The organism is Halpernia frigidisoli (assembly GCF_900113805.1).
Lineage (GTDB): Bacteria > Bacteroidota > Bacteroidia > Flavobacteriales > Weeksellaceae > Halpernia > Halpernia frigidisoli.
This window is the reverse complement of record NZ_FOQT01000002.1, coordinates 25,696-44,112: the sequence shown is the minus strand read 5'-3', so window position 1 is coordinate 44,112 and position 18,417 is coordinate 25,696. Positions and strand designations below refer to the sequence as shown.

Genomic DNA, 18,417 nt, shown 5'->3' with positions numbered 1-18,417 from the left:
TCAGTTCAGCAAAATGAAATACAAATCATTACTATTTTCTATTAATTAGTAAGATTTTCGGCATTAAATTTTTATACCTTCGTTAGTGTTATTTTAAAGGACTTAGAATGTCCTAAAAAATAATTTAACTTTAATTTATAAGTTTCACTCAGGATTTTGGTGAAACTATTTCGTAAATTACATTACTAAATTAGAAGAAAGAATACATGAAGGATATTAATTATAATTTTGGGAAGGGTTTTACTTTTAAAAAACACGTTCCCGGAGAAGTTTCTCATTTTGAGCGGGTCTTTGATGTTTTTAAAGATTTGCTCACGCACACTTCCGGCGATATTGAAGAAGCCTTTGAATGGCTGGAAATGCTGGACAAAGAATATGATATTTTCACTGATGAATATTCACTTGAGGATTTCGAGGAAGATCTTAAAAAACGCGGTTACATTAAAGAAGAGATTGATCCCGAAGACGGAAATACCGGCACAGGAAAAGGCAAAAATGTTTTAACGGCAAAACTTGAAAATGCTCTACGAGAATACGCTTTAGATCAAATTTTTGGTAAACTTAAAAAAAGCGGCGTCGGAAATCACAACACCAAGAAAATAGGTGTAGGTGATGATCGTGACGGTGAAACCAGAAATTTCCAATATGGTGACGACATGGCGACTTTAAACATGACAGAAAGTTTAAAAAATGCCCAGATCAACAACGGAATTTCAGATCTGCGTTTGACAGAAGACGATTTAATTGTTGAGGAAACCAAGCATAAAGCGCAAATGAGTACGGTTTTGATGATTGACATTAGTCATTCAATGATCTTGTACGGGGAAGACAGAATTACACCCGCAAAGAAAGTCGCGATGGCTTTGGTAGAATTAATTCACCGAAAATATCCGAAAGATTCCATTGACATTATCGTTTTTGGAGATGAAGCCTGGCCGATAAAAATCAAAGATCTACCTTATTTAAAAGTCGGACCTTACCACACAAACACGGTTGCCGGTTTGGAATTGGCAATGGATATTTTGCGCAGAAAACGAAATACCAATAAGCAGATTTTCATGATCACCGACGGAAAACCAAGTTGCCTAAAATTACCTTCCGGTGAATTTTACATGAATAGCAACGGTTTAGATCAATATATCGTGGATCAATGTTTGACAAAAGCCGCACAGGCCAGAAAATTAAAAATCCCAATTACCACGTTTATGATTGCGCAAGATCCTTATCTAAAGAAATTTGTGGAAGCATTTACCGCTCAAAATAATGGCAAAGCCTTTCTCACGGGACTTTCTGGTTTAGGTGAGATGATTTTTGAAGATTACGAAAAAAATAGAATAAAGAGAATTTAGATAAAAGAGTCAAGATAAAAGAGTCAAGAGCCAAGATTAAAAAAAACTTGCAACTCAAGATAAGTAATTTTGCTAAGTGAAACGCCTCTGCGTGTCTCTAAATATTCATTACAATTAAAAAACTTTGCGAACTCATCGTTCAAAATAAAAGAAATAGAGAAAATAAGATATGAAACAAGATACTACATTTAAAGATTTAAAAAAATCAGGTTATACCGATAAAACCATTAATCAAGAAATTCAGGCGAATTTAATTAAAAAGATAAAAGCAAAAGAGCCAGTTTTTGAAGGACTTTGGGGTTATGAAGACACCGTTGTTCCGCAATTGAAAAAAGCAATTTTAGCCGGACACCACATTAATTTGTTAGGACTTCGTGGACAAGCGAAAACCAGAATTGCGAGAAGTATGGTGAGTCTTTTAGACGAATATATGCCGATTGTAAAAGGTTCTGAAATTAACGACAGTCCTTTTCAGCCTATTTCGAAATTTGCCAGAGATTTAATTGAAGAAAAAGGTGATGAAACACCAATTTCCTGGGTTCACCGTTCGGACCGGTTTTTTGAAAAATTAGCAACACCAGACGTAAATGTTTCCGATTTAATTGGTGACATTGATCCGATAAAAGCGGCGACTTTAAAATTACCTTATTCAGATGAACGTGTTTTGCATTACGGTATGATTCCGCGTGCCAACCGTTGTATTTTTGTTTTAAACGAATTGCCAGATCTTCAAGCAAGAATTCAGGTTTCTTTGTTTAATATTTTACAGGAAGGTGATATTCAAATTCGTGGTTTTCAGTTGAGAATGCCTTTGGATATTCAGTTTGTGTTTACCGCAAATCCTGAAGATTATACTAATAGAGGAAGTATAGTAACACCGTTGAAAGACAGAATTGGCTCTCAGATTTTCACGCATTATCCAAAAACGATTGAGTTAGCAAAACAAATTACCGAACAAGAAGCGAAAATTTCAGTAGAAGATAAAGCGCAAATTTCAGTTCCAACTTTAGCCAAAGATTTACTGGAAGAAGTGGCGTTTGCAGCGAGAGAAAGTGAATATGTGGATGAGAAAAGTGGCGTGAGTGCAAGATTGACAATTTCCGCGATGGAAAATTTAATGGCTGCTGCAAAATTACGTTTGATAGAATCTAATTCCGAAAAAACGACTGTTCGTTTGGTAGATTTTATTTCAATAATTCCTTCTATCACAGGAAAAATTGAGTTAGTTTATGAAGGCGAACAGGAAGGCGCAGATTTTGTGGCTAAAATATTAATTGATAAAGCCGTGATGAATGAGTTTGAAAAAATATTCCCACGGATTTCAAAATTAGAAAAAGAAGGAAAGAAAAATGCTTACACCGACTTAATTCAATGGTTTGAGAAAAACGAACTGGAACTTAATTTCACAGACACAGATGAGGAATTTTTTGCAAGTTTAAAAACAGTAAAACCTTTAACGGAAATCATTAGCGAATATGCAACTGATTTTAGCAAAGAAGACCAAAATTTTTGCAAAGAATTAATTCTTTGGGCTTTGACGATCAGTAAAAAATTAGATAAAGCAGATAGTCAAAATTCCTCAAAATTTGACGCCGCAGGAATTGGTCAATATTACAAAAACTAACATTATAATATAAATTAAATAAATATGGAAATTTTAATAAATACCGATCACAACGTAGAAAGTAGCGAGGAAATGATCGCTTATTATAAGTCAGAAATTCAGGATGATTTTGAAAGATTTAATGAACATTTAACGAGAATTGAAGTAAAGATCAGTGATGAAAATGGCGAAAAATTTTCTGAAAGAGATAAAAAATGCGTGATGGAAGCGCGCTTAAAAGGAATGCAGCCTTTCGTAGTAACAAGTCATGAAGACACGGTGAAAAAAGCGGTGAAAGATGCTTCAAATAAATTGAAAAAATCACTTGACAGCACGATGGGGCGATTGAGTGATCATTAAACATCAACAAAAAATATTATAGAAGAAGGTTAATTTTAGCCTTCTTTTTTTTTATGAGCAGGACAAATTTCGCATAGTCCGAAAACTCTGCCGGCTGTTCGCTATATCTTTTTCTCCCGATTGTCATCGGGATAAAAAGGATGCCGCTGCCATCCGGGCTAGGTTGTAGATTTTTGCTATTTTTGAAGTGAAGAATTTAGTGATCAGAAATTCTAATAAAAATTTTGAGCCAAAAATGTTAAAAAATGAGCGCAACCAAATTACCTTTCGATTTTATTGTTGATAAAACCACAAAAACTGTTTCCATTACCAAAGAATTCGCTGCCGAATTGCCTTTGGTTTGGTACGCTTTCACCAAAAAAGAAATTTTAGATAAATGGTGGGCGCCAAAACCCTGGAAATCTGTTTCAAAAATTATGGATTTCAAAGAAGGTGGAAAAAGATTTTACGCCATGGTCAGTCCGGAAGGGGCGGAACACTGGTCTTTGCAAACTTATAAATTGATCACGCCTAAAAGCAATTTTAAAATGCATAATGCATTTGCGGATAAAGATCAAAATCCAGATTTACCAGGCTCAGATTGGGAATTTAATTTTACCGAAGAAAACGGAAATACAAAAGTGAATATTGAGATCTATAACGAGTCTTTGGAAAGAATGGAACAGCAAATAGAAATGGGATTTCAAGGCGGTTTTACCATGACTTTAAATTACCTTGATGAACTTTTGGAAACTTTAAAATAGAGTAATCCTCAAATTATCCAAATAGAAAATCGGAAAATTTATTCTTAAAAAAAATCTAAAAAATAATCTTAAATTTCAGGGAAATATTTATTTAATACTGTTTGTTAGTAATGTAATATTGATGCATTTCTTCTAAAAACTGCGGATCATCAACAGGAAATTCCGAACTTAAAACGCAGTCCATTTGACATTTTGGGCATACGGCTGTTTCTGTTTTTAAGTTGGGTTCTAAAACAAATTCAGGAATTTCTGCCGGTGCAAAAGTGGCGAGACAAACCATACAACCACATAAATTGCCATCCAGAATTTCTTTTTTATTTGATGAGATATGCTGGTGGGCATTTTTCAAAAAATCAACTGTATATTTTGGTGTATTAATCATTTTTTTATTTTAAAAATTATTACTTTATTTAAAACAGTTGAAGCGATGGAATTCGTTCTTAGCTAATCTAAATTTTAAATCTTTGATTTAAATGTGTGATAAAGATATTAACAAATTATTGACTTTAAAATTTTTTATTCTTAACTACTAAACTGTTAATTTTTAAAGTTAAAGATTAGTAATATTTATAGTTAAAAATTAATATTTACATTTAGTTTTTATTTAATTTCGCATAAAATATAATAATTTATAACGTAATCATTAAATTAAAAAAATGAAAACTACAAAAACATTTCTTCTTCTTTTATTCTTATTTTTAGGCTTCAATACTTTATCTGCACAGCTCGAAAATACTGTATGGAAGGGTACTTTTATGGTTCCAACACCGATAGAAAGCGTGCTGGAATTCGGTAAGGACACGGTAAATCTTAAGTTTGCTGAAGGTTTTGTAATAAATTCAAATTCTGATGAAGAGCTTACAGAAAAAATGAGTTATAAAATTGATAAAGATACCATCGCATTTCAGAAAATCTCTGGTGGAAGTCCTTGTGACGCAAAAGCTGTAGGCGTTTACCGTTTCCAATTAAATGATAATAAATTGTCGCTTGCAATGATAAAGGATGATTGTGTGGAAAGATCTTCAGCATTTCCCGAAGAACCTATGACCGCCGTAAAATAAAATCTGTTTAAACGACTTCAGAATGTCAATTTCAAAACTTATTTGTTTAAATTAGATTTCTAAATAAAAAAAATGAAAATTGCGACTTATAATGTGAACGGAATAAACGGCAGATTGCCGGTTTTACTTAAATGGTTGGAAGAATCAAAACCCGATCTTGTTTTTCTGCAGGAATTAAAAGCGCCACAGGAAAAATTTCCGTTGGAAGACATAAATGCTGCTGGTTATGAAGCCATTTGGGTCGGGCAAAAAAGTTGGAATGGTGTGGCAATTTTAAGCAAAAATATTAAATTAAAAGAGCGCCGACGCACTTTACCGGGAAATGATTCCGATAAGCAAAGCCGGTATTTGGAAGTTGAAACAGATGATTTTATTTTGTGCTGTATTTATGTCCCAAACGGAAATCCTACGCCGGGCGAAAAATATGAGTACAAATTAAACTGGCTGGAACATTTTCAGGCGCAAGCAGAAGTTTTGATTTCTTCTGGAAAAAAGATCATTATTTGCGGTGATTTTAATATTATTCCGACAGAAAAAGATGTTTATAAACCTGTAAAATATGAAAAAGACGCGCTTTTTCTGCCAAGAGTTCGGGAAGAGTTTTCAAATTTAATTTCGCTTGGATTTACAGATGCTTTGCGTTTTTTAAAACCGGAAGCAGAACTTTATACTTTTTACGATTATTTTCGTAAAGCCTTTGAGAGAAACGCCGGAATGCGGATCGATCACTTTCTTTTGAGTGAAAATCTGGAAGAAAATTTAAAAACTTTCGGCATTGATAAAGAGGTGAGAGGTTGGGAAAAATCCAGCGATCACGTGCCGGTTTGGATAGAAATTGATCTGTAAAAAAAGAGCAGATTTATTTCTGCTCTTTTTACTTTTATTTAAATTATATTTATTCCCCTTTTCTTATCGGTTCCTGAATTGAAGGCCATTCTGCAGGTTTTCCGGTTTGCGAATTTATTGGCATCACAATTCTTTCGGCGGAAGTTTTTTCCGGATCTTCGCTTGCCATGTAAGCCAAAATTGCCGTTAAAGCCACATTATTTTTTACTTCATCAAAAACAATTTTATCGTAAGTATCTCTCGTTGTGTGCCATGTATAACGGCCATAATCCCAACTGTTTGAACTTAAACTAAACGCCGGAACGCCCGCTTCCACAAAAGAAGCGTGATCGGAACCGCCTCCGCCGGGATAACCGGGAAAATCGGTTTTAATTTCTTTTGTGATACTTTTTGGAACTGCAGAAAGCCATTTGCCGATGTAATTATAAGAATTCACAAATCCCTGTCCGCCGATATTTACAACCCTTCCGGTTCCGTTATCCTGATTAAAAACTGCCTGAATTTTTGGCAATTGATCTTTATGATCGGAAACGTAAGCGCGTGAACCATTTAAACCCTGTTCTTCACTTCCCCAAAGTCCAATAACGATGGTTCTTTTTGGGTTTGGATAATATTTTTTTAAAATTCTTGCGGCTTCCATCATTGTGATCGTTCCAGTTCCGTTGTCTGTGGCGCCTGTTCCGCCGTCCCAGGAATCAAAGTGAGCAGAAAGAATGACGTATTCATCGGGTTTTTCAGTTCCTTTTATGGTTGCGATCGTGTTAAAAGTTGGCGCCATTCCCAGATCTTTTGAGTTGGCTATAATTTTTAATTTTGGCGTAATACCGTGCTTAATAAATCTGTATAACTGACCATAAGCTTCGAGAGAAATATCTACTGCGGGAATTTTTTCCGTTCCTGCCATAAAAACTTTATTCACACCGAAGCCTTTAGACCAGTTGGACCAGATTATTCCTGCGGCGCCGGCTTTGTCGAAAGGTTTGTTTAAAGTTCTCCATGTTAGACCGATTGTTTGTAAAGATTTATTCCACTTTTCATTGGCTGCATCACTTTGTTTTTGGTATTTTTCAAATAATTCAGGTGTGGCAAATTCTTTCCAGTTGGCTTCCGGGCGGCCGGTCCATTGGTATTGAGAAACCATTACTAGTTTGCCTTTTACGGATGGTAACCATTTTTCAAAATCTGCCTTTGTAGCAAATTCCGGCATCATGATAACTTCAGCGGTGATGCCGTCTTTTTTTGTGGCCGGACTCCACGCCAATTGCATTCCTTCTAAAGATTTAATATAAGGATAAACCATTTCTACAGAAGAGGTACCGCGATCCCAGGATTTCCAGGTTCCCCATTGTTCATTTTTTGCTTCAATTCCCCATTTACTAAATTTGGAAACTGCCCAGTTGTTTGCCATCTGCATTTTTGGACTGCCGACTAATCTTGGTCCGATGCTGTCAGTGAGCGAAAATGCGAGGTTTTCTAATTGAGAATTATCAAAGCTTTCTTTCATGATGTTTTTTATGACTTCATCTTTGGTTTGAGAAAATATAAAACCGCTGGAAAGTGCGGCAGAAAGAAAGCTTACTTTTAAATAAAAATTCATGTTTAAAAATTAAGTTATGTTTCGGTTAAGATATTAATTTTTTTTGAATTTTTTTCTTTACAATTGGAAGGCAACAACTCAATTTTCAGATTTTAAAATTTTTTTCTTCATTTCGAACGAAAAAAAAATCTTCTTTTTAGCCCCGATGGGAACGGCATCCTTTTTTGGCGCGAGCGAAGCAAGCGCCAAAAAAGATATAGTGGACAGCGGGACTGATTTTCGGAAAATGCAGGCTCTTGTTGCTCCTTACTTCAGTTTGAATTTTGTAAATTTACCTATCAAAATTAAAAATATGACTTCCAGAGAAAAAGTCGCACAATTGCGCACAAAAATGGCTGAAAATAATATTGACGCCTTTATCGTTTATTCCGCAGATCCGCACATGAGTGAATATTTGCCGAAAGAATGGCAGGAAAGGTCGTGGCTGTCGGGATTTACAGGTTCGGCAGGTTTTGTGGTTATTACGAAAGAAAATGCAGGACTTTGGACGGACGGACGGTATTTTGTGCAGGCGCCGATTGAATTGAAAGATTCTGGAATCGACCTTTTTAAAGATGGAATGGACGGCACGCCAAATTATATTGACTGGATCATTTCTGAAATTCCAGAAAATGGAACGGTTGCAGTGAATGCAATTGCTACTTCTCACGCCAACTGGGAATTATTAAAGGAAAAACTTGAGGCTAACAATAGAAAAGTGGTTGATTTTCCTTTGTTAAAAGATGTCTGGACGGATAGAAATTTTAACTCTGTGAAAAATCCAATTTTTGCCCATCCGGTAGAAAGAGCGGGAAAATCTGTGATGGATAAATTTGTGGACATCCGAAATAAAATGGAAGAAATGGACGCGTCGGTTCATATTATTTCAAGTTTGGACGATGTTGCCTGGACATTGAATTTGCGTGGAAGCGATGTGCAGTCGAATCCGGTTTTTTTGGCATATTTAATTTTAACAAAAAACGATGCAAAACTTTTTGTTGATCTTGAAAAATTAGATATTGATTCCCGAAAACAAATGGACGATGCGTGGGTGAAAATGATGCCTTATGAAATGTTTTATGAGGAATTGAAAACCATTAAAAATGAAAAAGTTTTAGTTTCACCAAATAGCAATCAATCTATTTTTGAGGCTTTAAAGGAAAATAATACCTTCATAAAAGCGCCGGTTCCGGGAAATTTAATGAAAGCCATTAAAAATGAGACCGAACTGGAAGGTTTTAGAACCGTTATGCAAAGAGACGGCGTTGCGATGGTAAAATTTCTTTATTGGCTGACTCATACTGCAGGAAATGAAAGTTTAACAGAATACTCTATTGGTGAAAAATTACGTGGTTTTCGTGCTGAAGGAAAAAATTTCGTGGGGGAAAGTTTTGGAAGTATTGTTGGTTACGGGGAGAATGGTGCAATCATGCATTATTCCGCGAAAAATGAAGGCAGTAAAGAAGTAACAAATGCAGACACCATTTTAGTAGATTCCGGCGGACAATATCTAGAAGGAACGACAGATATTACAAGAACTTTTGCTTTGGGAACGGCTTCTGAAGAATTTAAAACTGATTGTACTTTGGCTTTAAAAGGTTTAATTCAACTTTCTATGGTGAAATTTCCGAAAGGAACGCGCGGTGTTCAGTTGGATGCTTTTGCGAGAATGGCGCTTTGGAAAGAAGGAAAAGATTACAACCACGGAACGGGTCACGGCGTGGGAAGTTTTATGAATGTTCATGAAGGTCCGCAAAATATCCGAAAAGATATGAATATGCAGCAGTTGATTCCGGGAATGGTTTTGTCTAATGAACCAGGCTTCTATTATGATTACCATTATGGAATCCGCCACGAAAATCTGATCGCCGTCCGCGAACTGGAAACTACAGATTACGGAACATTTTATGACTTTGAAACTTTAACGGTCTGTCCGTTCGACAGAAAGGTTTTAAACTTAGATCTTTTGACGCAACCGGAAAAAGACTGGCTGAATAATTACCACATTTGGTGTAAAGAAAAACTGGAAAATGATCTTGAAGGTGAAATTAAAACCTGGTTTTTAGAACAGGTAAAACCTTTATAATTAAAAAGTGCGGATTGAGAAATTCGCACTTTTATTTTAAGATTAATTGATGCAAATCTGGTATTTAAAGTAATAAAAAAGTCCGGTTTAATGAAAAACTGGACTTTAAATATTAAAGAAAAATTAGTAAGCCATTCCGTGCGGATTGATCACAAATTTCTTCGCTGCGCCTTTATCAAAATCAGCGTAACCTTTTGGACCTTCATCCAGAGAAATTACCTGAACGTTTACGGCATCAGCAATTTTAATTTTATCATTCATAATCGCGTGCATTAAATTTCTGTTGTAAGTCATTACCGGACATTGTCCTGTGTGAAAATGGTGGGATTTTGCCCAACCCATTCCAAATCTTACACTTAAACTTCCTTCTTTTGCAGCTTCAGTTTTCGCGCCCGGATCACCCGTAACGTAAAGTCCCGGAATTCCGATTCCTCCACCAGCTCTGGTAATATTCATAGCGTCATTTAAAACAGTTGCAGGTTGTTCTTCTGCGTCAGCACCATGTCCTTTTGCTTCAAAACCCACACAGTCGATTGTATAATCTACTTCTGGAATACCCAAAATTTGCTCGATCTGATCTGCTAAACTTGCATCTTTTCGAAGATCAACCGTTTCACAACCAAAACTTCTAGCCTGTTCCAATCTTTCCGGGATCATATCGCCAACGATTACAACCGCAGCACCTAAAAGATGGCAGGAAGCTGCACAAGCTAAACCAACCGGTCCGGCTCCGGCTACATAAACCGTTGCGCCAGGTTTTACACCCGCCGTTACAGCGCCATGGTAACCTGTTGGAAGTATATCTGATAATAAAGTAAGATCTCGGATCTTTTCCATCGCCGCATCCTTGTTTGGTAATTTCAATAAATTAAAATCGGCGTAAGGAACCATCACATATTCAGATTGTCCACCGATCCATCCGCCCATATCAACGTAGCCGTAAGCTGCGCCGGGACGGGAATCATTTACATTTAAGCAAATTCCGGTTTGTTGTTCTTTGCAGTTTCTGCATCTTCCGCAAGCGATATTAAAAGGAACTGAAACCAGATCACCGATCTGCATAAATTCTACATCACTGCCTTTTTCTATTACCAAACCTGTAATTTCGTGACCCAAAACCAATCCGGAAGGTGCGGTTGTTCTGCCTCTTACCATGTGTTGATCGCTCCCACAAATATTAGTTGAAACTACTTTTAAAATTACACCATGGTTACATTTTCTATCGCCCAACGCCAGTTTTGGATAACTGATATCCTGAACTTCTACCACGCCGGGTTTTATATATACAATTGCTCTGTTTGTTGCCATTTGTTTAAAATTTTTAAATTAAAATTCTTTAAGCTTGTATTTCAAGCTTTTTTATGACCTTTTTTAAAGTGCTGATACACCTGCTTCTGCAACAGTATGATCGTTTTCAACAGAACTTCCGCTCACGCCGATTGCGCCAATTACTTCACCTTCTGCATTCTTAATTGGAATTCCACCAGGAAATGTAATTAATCCTAGATTTGAATGCTCGATATTAAATAAAGGACCACCAGGTTGAGAAGCCTGACCTAAATCACCGGTGTTCATATCAAAGAATCTTGCAGTTTTAGCTTTCTTGATGGAAATGTCTAATGAGCCTAACCATGCACCATCCATACGTGCGAAGGCTACTAAATTTGCACCACCATCCACAACTGCAATGTTCATTTTTGTGTCGATTGCTGCTGCTTTTTCCTTTGCTGCTGAAATCAATTTTTCAGCTTGTGCTAATGTAATGTTCATACTTTTTTGGTTTTAAATTATTAAATAAATTATTTAGGTAAAGCTAATAATAGTACCATAATTTAAACTCACCAAAAAAGTTCAAAAAGTTATGAAAAAAGTTCAAATATTGTGAAGTTGAATTATTTATAAACCTCTTTTGGACTGACACCAAATTTGTTTTTAAAGGCAATACTAAAATTGGAAAAATTGTTGTAACCGCTGTCAAAATAGATTTCAGCGGGTTTAAAACTTCCGTTTTCCAGTAATTCTTTTGCTTTTTGCAATCTTTTATCCTGCAACCATTTTCCGGGGGAAATTTCGTATTCTTTTATAAAATGACGTTTAAAAGTTGATAAACTCATATTGCATAAAAAGGCAATTTCTTCCAGTTTTAAATTAGAATATACTTTGCTCTCAATAATTTTCTTGAATGAAGAAATCTCGTTGCTAATTAATGAATAGAGGTATTTTTCGAAATTTTCATCATAATTCTGTAAAAGGTAAAGCATCAATTCTTCAAATTTTACCTGCAAAAGATTGTTTAGAAATGGGGTAGAAGTCTCACTTAAAGTAGAAAGTGACTTTAAATAATTTTTAATGTAACGGTCGTTTTTAATGATAAAATACGGAATTTCATTTTCACTTTCATGCTCCTGAATATTGTGTTTGTGTAGAAAATCACGAAGGATTTTTTCCGAAAAAAATAGAAGTTTGCAGTAATAAATTGTTTCCTGATCCAGCAATTCTGTCCAAAGCCAGTTGCCTTTTTTTAATAATAAAGATTGGTTTTTATTAACAGCAACCGAAGTTCCCGCGAAGTGAACCTGTTTTTTACCAATTTGCAAAAAACTGAACATATTCATACTTAGATTGACCTTGCTGTTCACAACATCGCTGGTCATTTTAAAATCATAAACCAACAGCTCAGGCGATTCCTGACCAATTTTTAAATAAGATTCCGGTATGTTTGCGATCGGCATTAATTAGTCAAAAATATTATATTTGAAGGAAATTCATTAATTTCAAATATAGATAAAATTATCAAAATGACTTTTACTTAAAAATATATTGTCTTGTATAAAATTAATTTTTTTTAAATAAAAGCAATTTATAATTCGAAGATTTTATAGTTAAGTAAATGGCGCATTTTAAAAATGAAACTCAGGAATTGAATTCTTTGTTTTATTTTAAATGATTTTTCTCTCTGATTCTCAAATTGCAAAAAGCTAAAAATTATCTATTTTTGCAAAAATAAAAGTGCAGTTTTTGTAATTTTTTATTTAAAATTTTAATTTTTATGAAAGATTACGGCTTTTATTCCACGGTTGTTTTCCAAATGCTGGCAACAATTGGTTTGGCTTTTTGGGGCGGAAACTGGCTGACAAAACATTTTGAAATGCAAACAAATTTAATGACCGTTGGAATTGGATTTTTAGGTCTGGCTTTAGCACTTTACAACACATTGAGATTATTAAAATACAAAGAAGAAAAAGATAAAAAATGAAAAAAACCACGATATATGTTTTCCTTTATTTTTTGATGTTTTTTATGCATTTTGGGATCTGGACTTATTTAAAGCTTGATTTTGAAGTTGTGTTTTTTAAATATTATCTTTTTTTAACGATCATTTTTATGATGGTAATCACGATTTTATCTTTATTTAAAAAGATTTATCCAGATCATTTGGGTTTTGTTTTTATCGGTTTAATTATGGTTAAATTAATGATGATCATGATCATAAAAAAGAAACTTAATATTGTGGAAGTTCCAAACTATAAACTCAACTTTATTTTGCCTTATTTAATGTCTCTGCTTCTAGAAACTTTGTACGCCGTTCAATTGATCAAAGATGAAAAAAATCAGTAATTCTTCGCTTTTATATTCTAAAAAATTGTTATATTTTTGCAAAACTTAAAACAAGATATAGGAATGCTGAAAAGATTAATACTGATTCTGGGTTTTTTCTCGATATTTTCAAGCTCTTTTGCACAGCAGGAGAATGCAGGTAAAGCGATTGTAACAGATTTATCTGAAGCAACCGGACCAACATCTGCGAAAGAAAAAATTAAAGTTGAGAATAAAGAATACATCGATCATCACCTTCTAGACGGACACAGTTTCGATATTATGGCGGTGAAAAATGCGGACGGAACTGAGCACCATGTTGGTTTTCCTTTGCCAATTATTTTTTACGACAAAGCAAACGGTTTCCATTCTTTCATGAGTTCGGAATTTAACCATGGCGAAGAAGTTGTAGCAAGTAAAGGCGGTTTTTACAAACTTTCCCACGAAAAAATTTACAAAACGGACGCTGCCGGAACTTTAACTTTAAACAAAGAAGGTCACGCAGAAAACGAAAAAGTTCTTGATCTTTCTATCACAAAAAGTGTAATGATGATCCTGATCACAGGTTTATTATTGATTTTAATTTTCGGTTCAATGGCTAGAAATTACAAGAAATCACCAGTTCCTACTGGCGTTGGTAAAATCTTTGAACCTTTGGTTATCTTTGTACGTGATGAGATCGCAAAACCAAATATTGGTATTAAATATCAAAAATACATGAGTTATTTATTGACTGTATTTTTCTTTATTTTATTTTTAAATGTTTTTGGTCTGATGCCTTTCGGTATTAATGTTACAGGTAATATCGCCATCACATTTGCCTTAGCATTGCTTACTTTTATCATAACTCAATTTACAGCTAACGGAAATTACTGGAAACATATTTTCTGGATGCCAGGTTTGCCATGGCCAATGAAAATAGTAATGATGCCAATTGAGATTATTGGGGTTTTTATTAAACCATTTGCACTTTTGATACGTCTTTTTGCTAATATGAGCGCGGGACATATTGTTGTAATGAGTTTAATTGCTTTAATTTTTTACTTTCAAAATATCATTGCAGGTGTTGCTTTTCCACTTTTAACATTTGTTATTTATTTACTGGAAATTTTAGTGGCATTTTTGCAGGCTTACATTTTTACAATGCTTTCCGCAGTTTATTTCGGAATGGCAAATGAAGAGCACGGTCACGAAGGTGAAGAGGGAATGGCGCATTAATTAAGGAAAAAAAAGGATTTTTAAAATCCATAATTTAACAGAAACTAATTTTTTAAAATTTATATTATGAACGAATCAATGCCAAAAATTATCGGTGCAGGTTTAGTAGTTATCGGAACAGGTATCGGTATCGGAAAAATCGGTGCAGCTGCTTTAGAAGGTATGGCTAGACAACCAGAACAAGCTGGTAAACTTCAAACTGCGATGTTGATCGCTGCGGCTCTTGTAGAAGGAGTTGCTTTTGCTGCTTTATTTGCAGTAAACTAGGAAGTTCTCAAAAAATACTACCTGCCGGCGACGGTTGGTCACGACAGGTAGTTTTTTAAAAAATTAAGTTAAAAAAAATAATTTTATTATAAAATCTTATGGGATTATTAGAAAATTTTTCTTCAGGTTTATTCATCATTCAGACAGTAATCTTTTTGATCCTGCTTTTCATATTACACAGATTAGCTTGGAAACCAATTATGAATGCTGTTAATGAAAGAGAAATAACGATTGTTGATTCTTTAAATCAGGCAAAATTAGCCAGACAAGAAGTTGAAAATTTAGCTGCTGAGAATGAAAATATTATCCGTGCTGCGAAAGTGGAACGTGATACTATTTTAAAGGAAGCCAGAGATATAAAAGATCGTATCGTAGGTGAAGCTAAAGATTTAGCAAAAGTTGAAGGTGATAAAATGATCGCAAGCGCAAGACAATCTATCCAGTCGGAAAAAACGGCTGCAATGGCTGAAATTAAAAATCAGATAGGTGCTTTATCAGTAAATATTGCTGAATCTATTTTAAAACAAAAATTAGATAATTCTGAGGCCCAAAATACTTTGGTTAATGATTATCTTACAAAAAATTTAAACTAAAATGCGAACTTCTAAAGTAGCAAAAAGATACGCGCAGGGTTTATTAGAGTTTTCCACGGATTCTAATTCTACAACCGAGCTTTTCGGGGAGATGAAGGATTTGGTTAATATTTTAAATTCTTCCAAAGAATTACACAGTTTTCTTGCCACGCCAATCTTGGACAGCAAAAAGAAAATTGCGATCGCCGGCGAGATTTTTAAAAACTTTTCAACAACTGCAAAAAACTTTATCAGTTTAATTATTAAACAGGGTAGAGAAAAAAATATGCAGCAAATAGCGCAGGAATACATTAACAAAGTGGAAACTTTACAAGGTGTGCAGCGCGTTTCTTTAACTTCAGCAACTCAGCTTTCAAAGGAAAATGTAGAAGCGATTTTAAAGTCAACTGATTTGGTTAATGCTTCTCAAAAATTTGATTTGCAGACCAACATTAATCCAAATATTTTGGGCGGTTATATTTTGAGAGTAGGAGACCAGCAAATTGATGCGTCTGTGAAAAGTAAATTGACCCAATTAAAAAAAGAATTTCAATTAAATTAAGAAAATAAGCATAAAATGGCAGAAATAAATCCAGCTGAAGTTTCAGCAATTTTAAAACAGCAGTTAGCTAATTTTGATACGCAATCTAATGTAGAAGAAGTAGGAACTGTGTTAACAATTGGTGATGGTATTGCCAGAGTTTACGGTTTAGAAAATGTACAGTACGGAGAATTGGTAAAATTTGAAAGTGGTGTAGAAGGGATCGTATTAAATCTTGAAGAAGATAATGTGGGTGTTGCACTTTTGGGCGAATCCAGATTGATCAAAGAAGGTGATACTGTAAGAAGAACTGAGAGAATTTCTTCCATCAATGTTGGTGAAGGAATGCTTGGAAGAGTTGTTGACACACTTGGAAATCCTATCGATGGAAAAGGACCTATTGAAGGGACAACTTATGAAATGCCATTAGAGAGAAAAGCACCTGGTGTTATTTTTCGTCAGCCGGTAACAGAACCACTTCAAACGGGTATTGTTGCGATTGATTCCATGATTCCTGTGGGTCGTGGACAAAGAGAGTTGATCATTGGTGACCGTCAAACAGGTAAAACTGTGGTTGCGATTGATACGATTCTTAACCAAAAAGAATTTTATGACGCAGGTCAGCCAGTATATTGTATTTATGTAGCGATTGGACAAAAAGGTTCAACTGTTGCACAGATCGTAAAAACATTAACGGATAAAGGCGCGATGGCTTACACAACTGTAGTTGCTGCAAACGCTTCAGATCCAACACCAATGCAGGTTTACGCGCCAATGGCGGGTGCTGCAATCGGTGAATATTTCCGTGACACTGGTCGTCCAGCATTAATTATTTACGATGATTTATCTAAACAAGCAGTTGCTTACCGTGAATTATCTTTATTATTAAGAAGACCACCGGGACGTGAGGCTTATCCAGGAGATGTATTTTATTTACATTCCAGACTTTTGGAAAGAGCAGCAAAAGTAATTGCTGATGACACGATCGCAGCACAAATGAACGATTTACCAGAATCTTTGAAACCAATTATAAAAGGTGGTGGTTCATTAACAGCACTTCCAATTATTGAAACACAAGCAGGTGACGTTTCGGCCTATATTCCTACGAATGTAATTTCAATTACTGACGGACAGATTTTCCTGGAAACAGATTTATTTAATTCAGGTGTTCGTCCGGCAATTAACGTAGGTATTTCGGTATCACGTGTGGGTGGAAATGCTCAAATTAAATCAATGAAAAAAGTATCAGGAACTTTAAAATTAGACCAGGCGCAATATAAAGAATTAGAGGCGTTTGCAAAATTTGGTTCAGATCTAGATGCTGCGACAATGGCTGTAATTTCGAAAGGTGAGAGAAATGTGGAATTGTTAAAACAACCCGTAAATTCTCCATTACCAGTTGATAGCCAGGTTGCAATGATCTATGCAGGAACGGAAAATCTTTTGAGATCTATTCCTATTAGAAAAGTAAAAGAATTTCAGGTAGAATATATTGACTTTTTAAGAAGCAAACATCCTGAAACTATGGCTGCAATTAAAGCGGGGAAAATTGATGATTCAATTACCAGCGTTTTAAAACAAGCGGCTGCAGAATTAGCTTCAAAGTATAACTAAAATTAGTTGATGGTTTTTGGTTGATAGTTGATGGATTTTTCCAGAACTAACAACCAACAACCGACAACCAACAACTAAATTAAAAATGGCAAATTTAAAAGAAATACGCGCGAGAATTTCCTCCATCTCTTCTACGATGCAGATCACAAGCGCCATGAAAATGGTTTCTGCTGCAAAATTGAAGAAAGCACAGGATGCGATCGTGATGCTTAGACCGTATTCCGAAAAGCTGCAGGAATTGATTGAGAATGTAAATTCTAATCCGGATCCTGACAATATTTCGCCATACGCAACTCAGAGACCTGTAAAAAAAGTTTTATATATCACCGTGACGTCAAACAGAGGTTTGGCTGGTGCTTTTAATTCTTCTGTTATCAAAGAACTCAACACAAGAATTTCAAATGAAAATCATGAAGTTGAGATTTTAACAGTTGGTAAAAAAGTACATGACGCGGTTCATAAAACCAGAAAAGTTTTTGATAACCAAAGCAGCGTTTTTGATTCCTTAACATTTGAGGTAGTTTCAAAATTTACCAAGTCGGTAATGAATGAATTTTCGTTGGGGAATTTTGATAAAGTATATATTGTTTATAATAAATTTATCAACGCTGCAACGCAGGAAGTTCACACAGAGCAGGTTTTACCAATTGCAATGCCGGAAAGCAACGTTTCAGCATCCAGTACAGATTACGTTTTTGAACCAAATGCAAAAGAGATCCTTGATGTTTTAATACCAAAATCCATTAAAACACAAGTTTATAAAGCAATTTTAGATTCTGTAGCTTCTGAGCACGGCGCAAGAATGACAGCCATGCATAAAGCAACTGACAACGCAGAAGCATTGAGAAACGATCTTAAAATATTTTATAACAAAGCGCGTCAGGCAGCAATTACAAATGAAATTTTAGAAATTGTTTCTGGAGCAGAAGCATTGAAGGATTCGTAAAAGATTTCTCATTTAAATATAAAAAAAGCATTGAATAA

20 protein-coding genes are annotated in these 18,417 nt (G+C 35.0%); 15 read left to right on the top strand and 5 right to left on the bottom strand.

The genetic code is table 11. The annotated features are described in order from the left end of the window. Nucleotides 1-206: 206 nt before the first annotated feature. From BM238_RS05290 to BM238_RS05275, 4 genes are all read left to right on the top strand, one after another. Nucleotides 207-1,349 carry a vWA domain-containing protein gene (locus BM238_RS05290; protein WP_090079176.1) on the top strand — a complete coding sequence of 381 codons (1,143 nt, stop codon included), beginning with the start codon at nt 207-209 and terminating at the stop codon, nt 1,347-1,349. 169 nt (nt 1,350-1,518) lie between these two features. Beyond that, nucleotides 1,519-2,973 carry a sigma 54-interacting transcriptional regulator gene (locus BM238_RS05285; RefSeq protein WP_090079175.1) on the top strand — a complete coding sequence of 485 codons (1,455 nt, stop codon included), beginning with the start codon at nt 1,519-1,521 and terminating at the stop codon, nt 2,971-2,973. Nucleotides 2,974-2,997: 24 nt separating this feature from the next. After that, nucleotides 2,998-3,312 (top strand): HPF/RaiA family ribosome-associated protein, encoded by a 315-nt coding sequence (locus tag BM238_RS05280; RefSeq protein ID WP_090079174.1) that lies wholly within the window; start codon nt 2,998-3,000, stop codon nt 3,310-3,312. Nucleotides 3,313-3,557: 245 nt separating this feature from the next. Beyond that, nucleotides 3,558-4,055 carry an SRPBCC family protein gene (locus tag BM238_RS05275; RefSeq protein ID WP_090079173.1) on the top strand — a complete coding sequence of 166 codons (498 nt, stop codon included), beginning with the start codon at nt 3,558-3,560 and terminating at the stop codon, nt 4,053-4,055. Nucleotides 4,056-4,146: 91 nt separating this feature from the next. Here the strand turns inward: BM238_RS05275 and BM238_RS05270 are convergent, their stop codons facing one another. Beyond that, nucleotides 4,147-4,437: a hypothetical protein gene (locus tag BM238_RS05270; RefSeq protein ID WP_090079172.1), complete on the bottom strand. Its 291-nt coding sequence runs from the start codon at nt 4,435-4,437 to the stop codon at nt 4,147-4,149. Nucleotides 4,438-4,711: 274 nt separating this feature from the next. Between BM238_RS05270 and BM238_RS05265 the strand changes: the two genes are divergently transcribed. Further along, nucleotides 4,712-5,116 carry a hypothetical protein gene (locus BM238_RS05265; RefSeq protein WP_090079171.1) on the top strand — a complete coding sequence of 135 codons (405 nt, stop codon included), beginning with the start codon at nt 4,712-4,714 and terminating at the stop codon, nt 5,114-5,116. A 72-nt stretch (nt 5,117-5,188) separates the two neighbouring features. Continuing rightward, complete coding sequence (gene xth / locus BM238_RS05260; protein ID WP_090079170.1) at nt 5,189-5,962, top strand: exodeoxyribonuclease III; 774 nt, start codon at nt 5,189-5,191, stop codon at nt 5,960-5,962. Nucleotides 5,963-6,011: 49 nt separating this feature from the next. On the opposite strand, the gene BM238_RS05255 is transcribed toward xth, so the two are convergent. Beyond that, nucleotides 6,012-7,559, bottom strand: a complete 1,548-nt coding sequence (locus BM238_RS05255) for a M20/M25/M40 family metallo-hydrolase (RefSeq protein ID WP_090079169.1) — start codon at nt 7,557-7,559, stop codon at nt 6,012-6,014. 292 nt (nt 7,560-7,851) lie between these two features. On the opposite strand from BM238_RS05255, the gene BM238_RS05250 reads away from it, so the two are divergent. Further along, entirely contained in the window at nt 7,852-9,624 is a 1,773-nt protein-coding gene (locus BM238_RS05250) for an aminopeptidase P family protein (protein ID WP_090079732.1), read from the top strand. A gap of 123 nt (nt 9,625-9,747) precedes the next feature. Here BM238_RS05250 and fdhA read toward each other — a convergent pair whose 3' ends face one another. The 3 genes from fdhA to BM238_RS05235 form a co-directional block, all read right to left on the bottom strand. Further along, nucleotides 9,748-10,932 (bottom strand): formaldehyde dehydrogenase, glutathione-independent, encoded by a 1,185-nt coding sequence (gene fdhA, locus BM238_RS05245; RefSeq protein WP_090079168.1) that lies wholly within the window; start codon nt 10,930-10,932, stop codon nt 9,748-9,750. 63 nt (nt 10,933-10,995) lie between these two features. Then, a complete protein-coding gene (locus BM238_RS05240; RefSeq protein ID WP_090079167.1) occupies nt 10,996-11,394 on the bottom strand; it encodes a GlcG/HbpS family heme-binding protein in 399 nt (132 codons plus the stop codon). Nucleotides 11,395-11,516: 122 nt separating this feature from the next. Further along, nucleotides 11,517-12,356, bottom strand: coding sequence for a helix-turn-helix domain-containing protein (locus BM238_RS05235; protein WP_090079166.1), 840 nt, complete (start codon nt 12,354-12,356; stop codon nt 11,517-11,519). Between the two features lie 317 nt (nt 12,357-12,673). Between BM238_RS05235 and BM238_RS05230 the strand changes: the two genes are divergently transcribed. From BM238_RS05230 to atpG, 8 genes are all read left to right on the top strand, one after another. Beyond that, nucleotides 12,674-12,880 (top strand): AtpZ/AtpI family protein, encoded by a 207-nt coding sequence (locus tag BM238_RS05230; protein WP_090079165.1) that lies wholly within the window; start codon nt 12,674-12,676, stop codon nt 12,878-12,880. Further along, nucleotides 12,877-13,242, top strand: a complete 366-nt coding sequence (locus tag BM238_RS05225; protein WP_090079164.1) for a hypothetical protein — start codon at nt 12,877-12,879, stop codon at nt 13,240-13,242. Before BM238_RS05230 ends, BM238_RS05225 begins: the two co-directional genes overlap by 4 nt. A 63-nt stretch (nt 13,243-13,305) precedes the next feature. Beyond that, on the top strand, nt 13,306-14,439 hold the full coding sequence (atpB, locus tag BM238_RS05220) for a F0F1 ATP synthase subunit A (protein ID WP_090079163.1): 1,134 nt from the start codon (nt 13,306-13,308) through the stop codon (nt 14,437-14,439). 66 nt (nt 14,440-14,505) lie between these two features. Next, on the top strand, nt 14,506-14,706 hold the full coding sequence (atpE, locus tag BM238_RS05215; RefSeq protein WP_090079162.1) for an ATP synthase F0 subunit C: 201 nt from the start codon (nt 14,506-14,508) through the stop codon (nt 14,704-14,706). 98 nt (nt 14,707-14,804) lie between these two features. Then, entirely contained in the window at nt 14,805-15,299 is a 495-nt protein-coding gene (gene atpF / locus BM238_RS05210) for a F0F1 ATP synthase subunit B (protein WP_090079161.1), read from the top strand. A 1-nt stretch (nt 15,300) separates the two neighbouring features. Next, on the top strand, nt 15,301-15,840 hold the full coding sequence (atpH, locus tag BM238_RS05205; protein ID WP_090079160.1) for an ATP synthase F1 subunit delta: 540 nt from the start codon (nt 15,301-15,303) through the stop codon (nt 15,838-15,840). A 15-nt stretch (nt 15,841-15,855) separates the two neighbouring features. Then, on the top strand, nt 15,856-17,433 hold the full coding sequence (atpA, locus tag BM238_RS05200) for a F0F1 ATP synthase subunit alpha (RefSeq protein ID WP_090079159.1): 1,578 nt from the start codon (nt 15,856-15,858) through the stop codon (nt 17,431-17,433). Nucleotides 17,434-17,518: 85 nt separating this feature from the next. Further along, nucleotides 17,519-18,379: an ATP synthase F1 subunit gamma gene (atpG, locus tag BM238_RS05195; RefSeq protein ID WP_090079158.1), complete on the top strand. Its 861-nt coding sequence runs from the start codon at nt 17,519-17,521 to the stop codon at nt 18,377-18,379. Nucleotides 18,380-18,417: the final 38 nt, after the last annotated feature.

Excerpts from the sequence above, each read along its gene's own strand:
- BM238_RS05290 (WP_090079176.1), top strand. The coding sequence starts at position 207 with ATGAAGGATATTAATTATAATTTTGGGAAGGGTTTTACTTTTAAAAAA.
- BM238_RS05285 (WP_090079175.1), top strand. The coding sequence starts at position 1,519 with ATGAAACAAGATACTACATTTAAAGATTTAAAAAAATCAGGTTATACC.
- BM238_RS05280 (WP_090079174.1), top strand. The coding sequence starts at position 2,998 with ATGGAAATTTTAATAAATACCGATCACAACGTAGAAAGTAGCGAGGAA.
- BM238_RS05275 (WP_090079173.1), top strand. The coding sequence starts at position 3,558 with ATGAGCGCAACCAAATTACCTTTCGATTTTATTGTTGATAAAACCACA.
- BM238_RS05270 (WP_090079172.1), bottom strand. The coding sequence starts at position 4,437 with ATGATTAATACACCAAAATATACAGTTGATTTTTTGAAAAATGCCCAC.
- BM238_RS05265 (WP_090079171.1), top strand. The coding sequence starts at position 4,712 with ATGAAAACTACAAAAACATTTCTTCTTCTTTTATTCTTATTTTTAGGC.
- xth (WP_090079170.1), top strand. The coding sequence starts at position 5,189 with ATGAAAATTGCGACTTATAATGTGAACGGAATAAACGGCAGATTGCCG.
- BM238_RS05255 (WP_090079169.1), bottom strand. The coding sequence starts at position 7,559 with ATGAATTTTTATTTAAAAGTAAGCTTTCTTTCTGCCGCACTTTCCAGC.
- BM238_RS05250 (WP_090079732.1), top strand. The coding sequence starts at position 7,852 with ATGACTTCCAGAGAAAAAGTCGCACAATTGCGCACAAAAATGGCTGAA.
- fdhA (WP_090079168.1), bottom strand. The coding sequence starts at position 10,932 with ATGGCAACAAACAGAGCAATTGTATATATAAAACCCGGCGTGGTAGAA.
- BM238_RS05240 (WP_090079167.1), bottom strand. The coding sequence starts at position 11,394 with ATGAACATTACATTAGCACAAGCTGAAAAATTGATTTCAGCAGCAAAG.
- BM238_RS05235 (WP_090079166.1), bottom strand. The coding sequence starts at position 12,356 with ATGCCGATCGCAAACATACCGGAATCTTATTTAAAAATTGGTCAGGAA.
- BM238_RS05230 (WP_090079165.1), top strand. The coding sequence starts at position 12,674 with ATGAAAGATTACGGCTTTTATTCCACGGTTGTTTTCCAAATGCTGGCA.
- BM238_RS05225 (WP_090079164.1), top strand. The coding sequence starts at position 12,877 with ATGAAAAAAACCACGATATATGTTTTCCTTTATTTTTTGATGTTTTTT.
- atpB (WP_090079163.1), top strand. The coding sequence starts at position 13,306 with ATGCTGAAAAGATTAATACTGATTCTGGGTTTTTTCTCGATATTTTCA.
- atpE (WP_090079162.1), top strand. The coding sequence starts at position 14,506 with ATGAACGAATCAATGCCAAAAATTATCGGTGCAGGTTTAGTAGTTATC.
- atpF (WP_090079161.1), top strand. The coding sequence starts at position 14,805 with ATGGGATTATTAGAAAATTTTTCTTCAGGTTTATTCATCATTCAGACA.
- atpH (WP_090079160.1), top strand. The coding sequence starts at position 15,301 with ATGCGAACTTCTAAAGTAGCAAAAAGATACGCGCAGGGTTTATTAGAG.
- atpA (WP_090079159.1), top strand. The coding sequence starts at position 15,856 with ATGGCAGAAATAAATCCAGCTGAAGTTTCAGCAATTTTAAAACAGCAG.
- atpG (WP_090079158.1), top strand. The coding sequence starts at position 17,519 with ATGGCAAATTTAAAAGAAATACGCGCGAGAATTTCCTCCATCTCTTCT.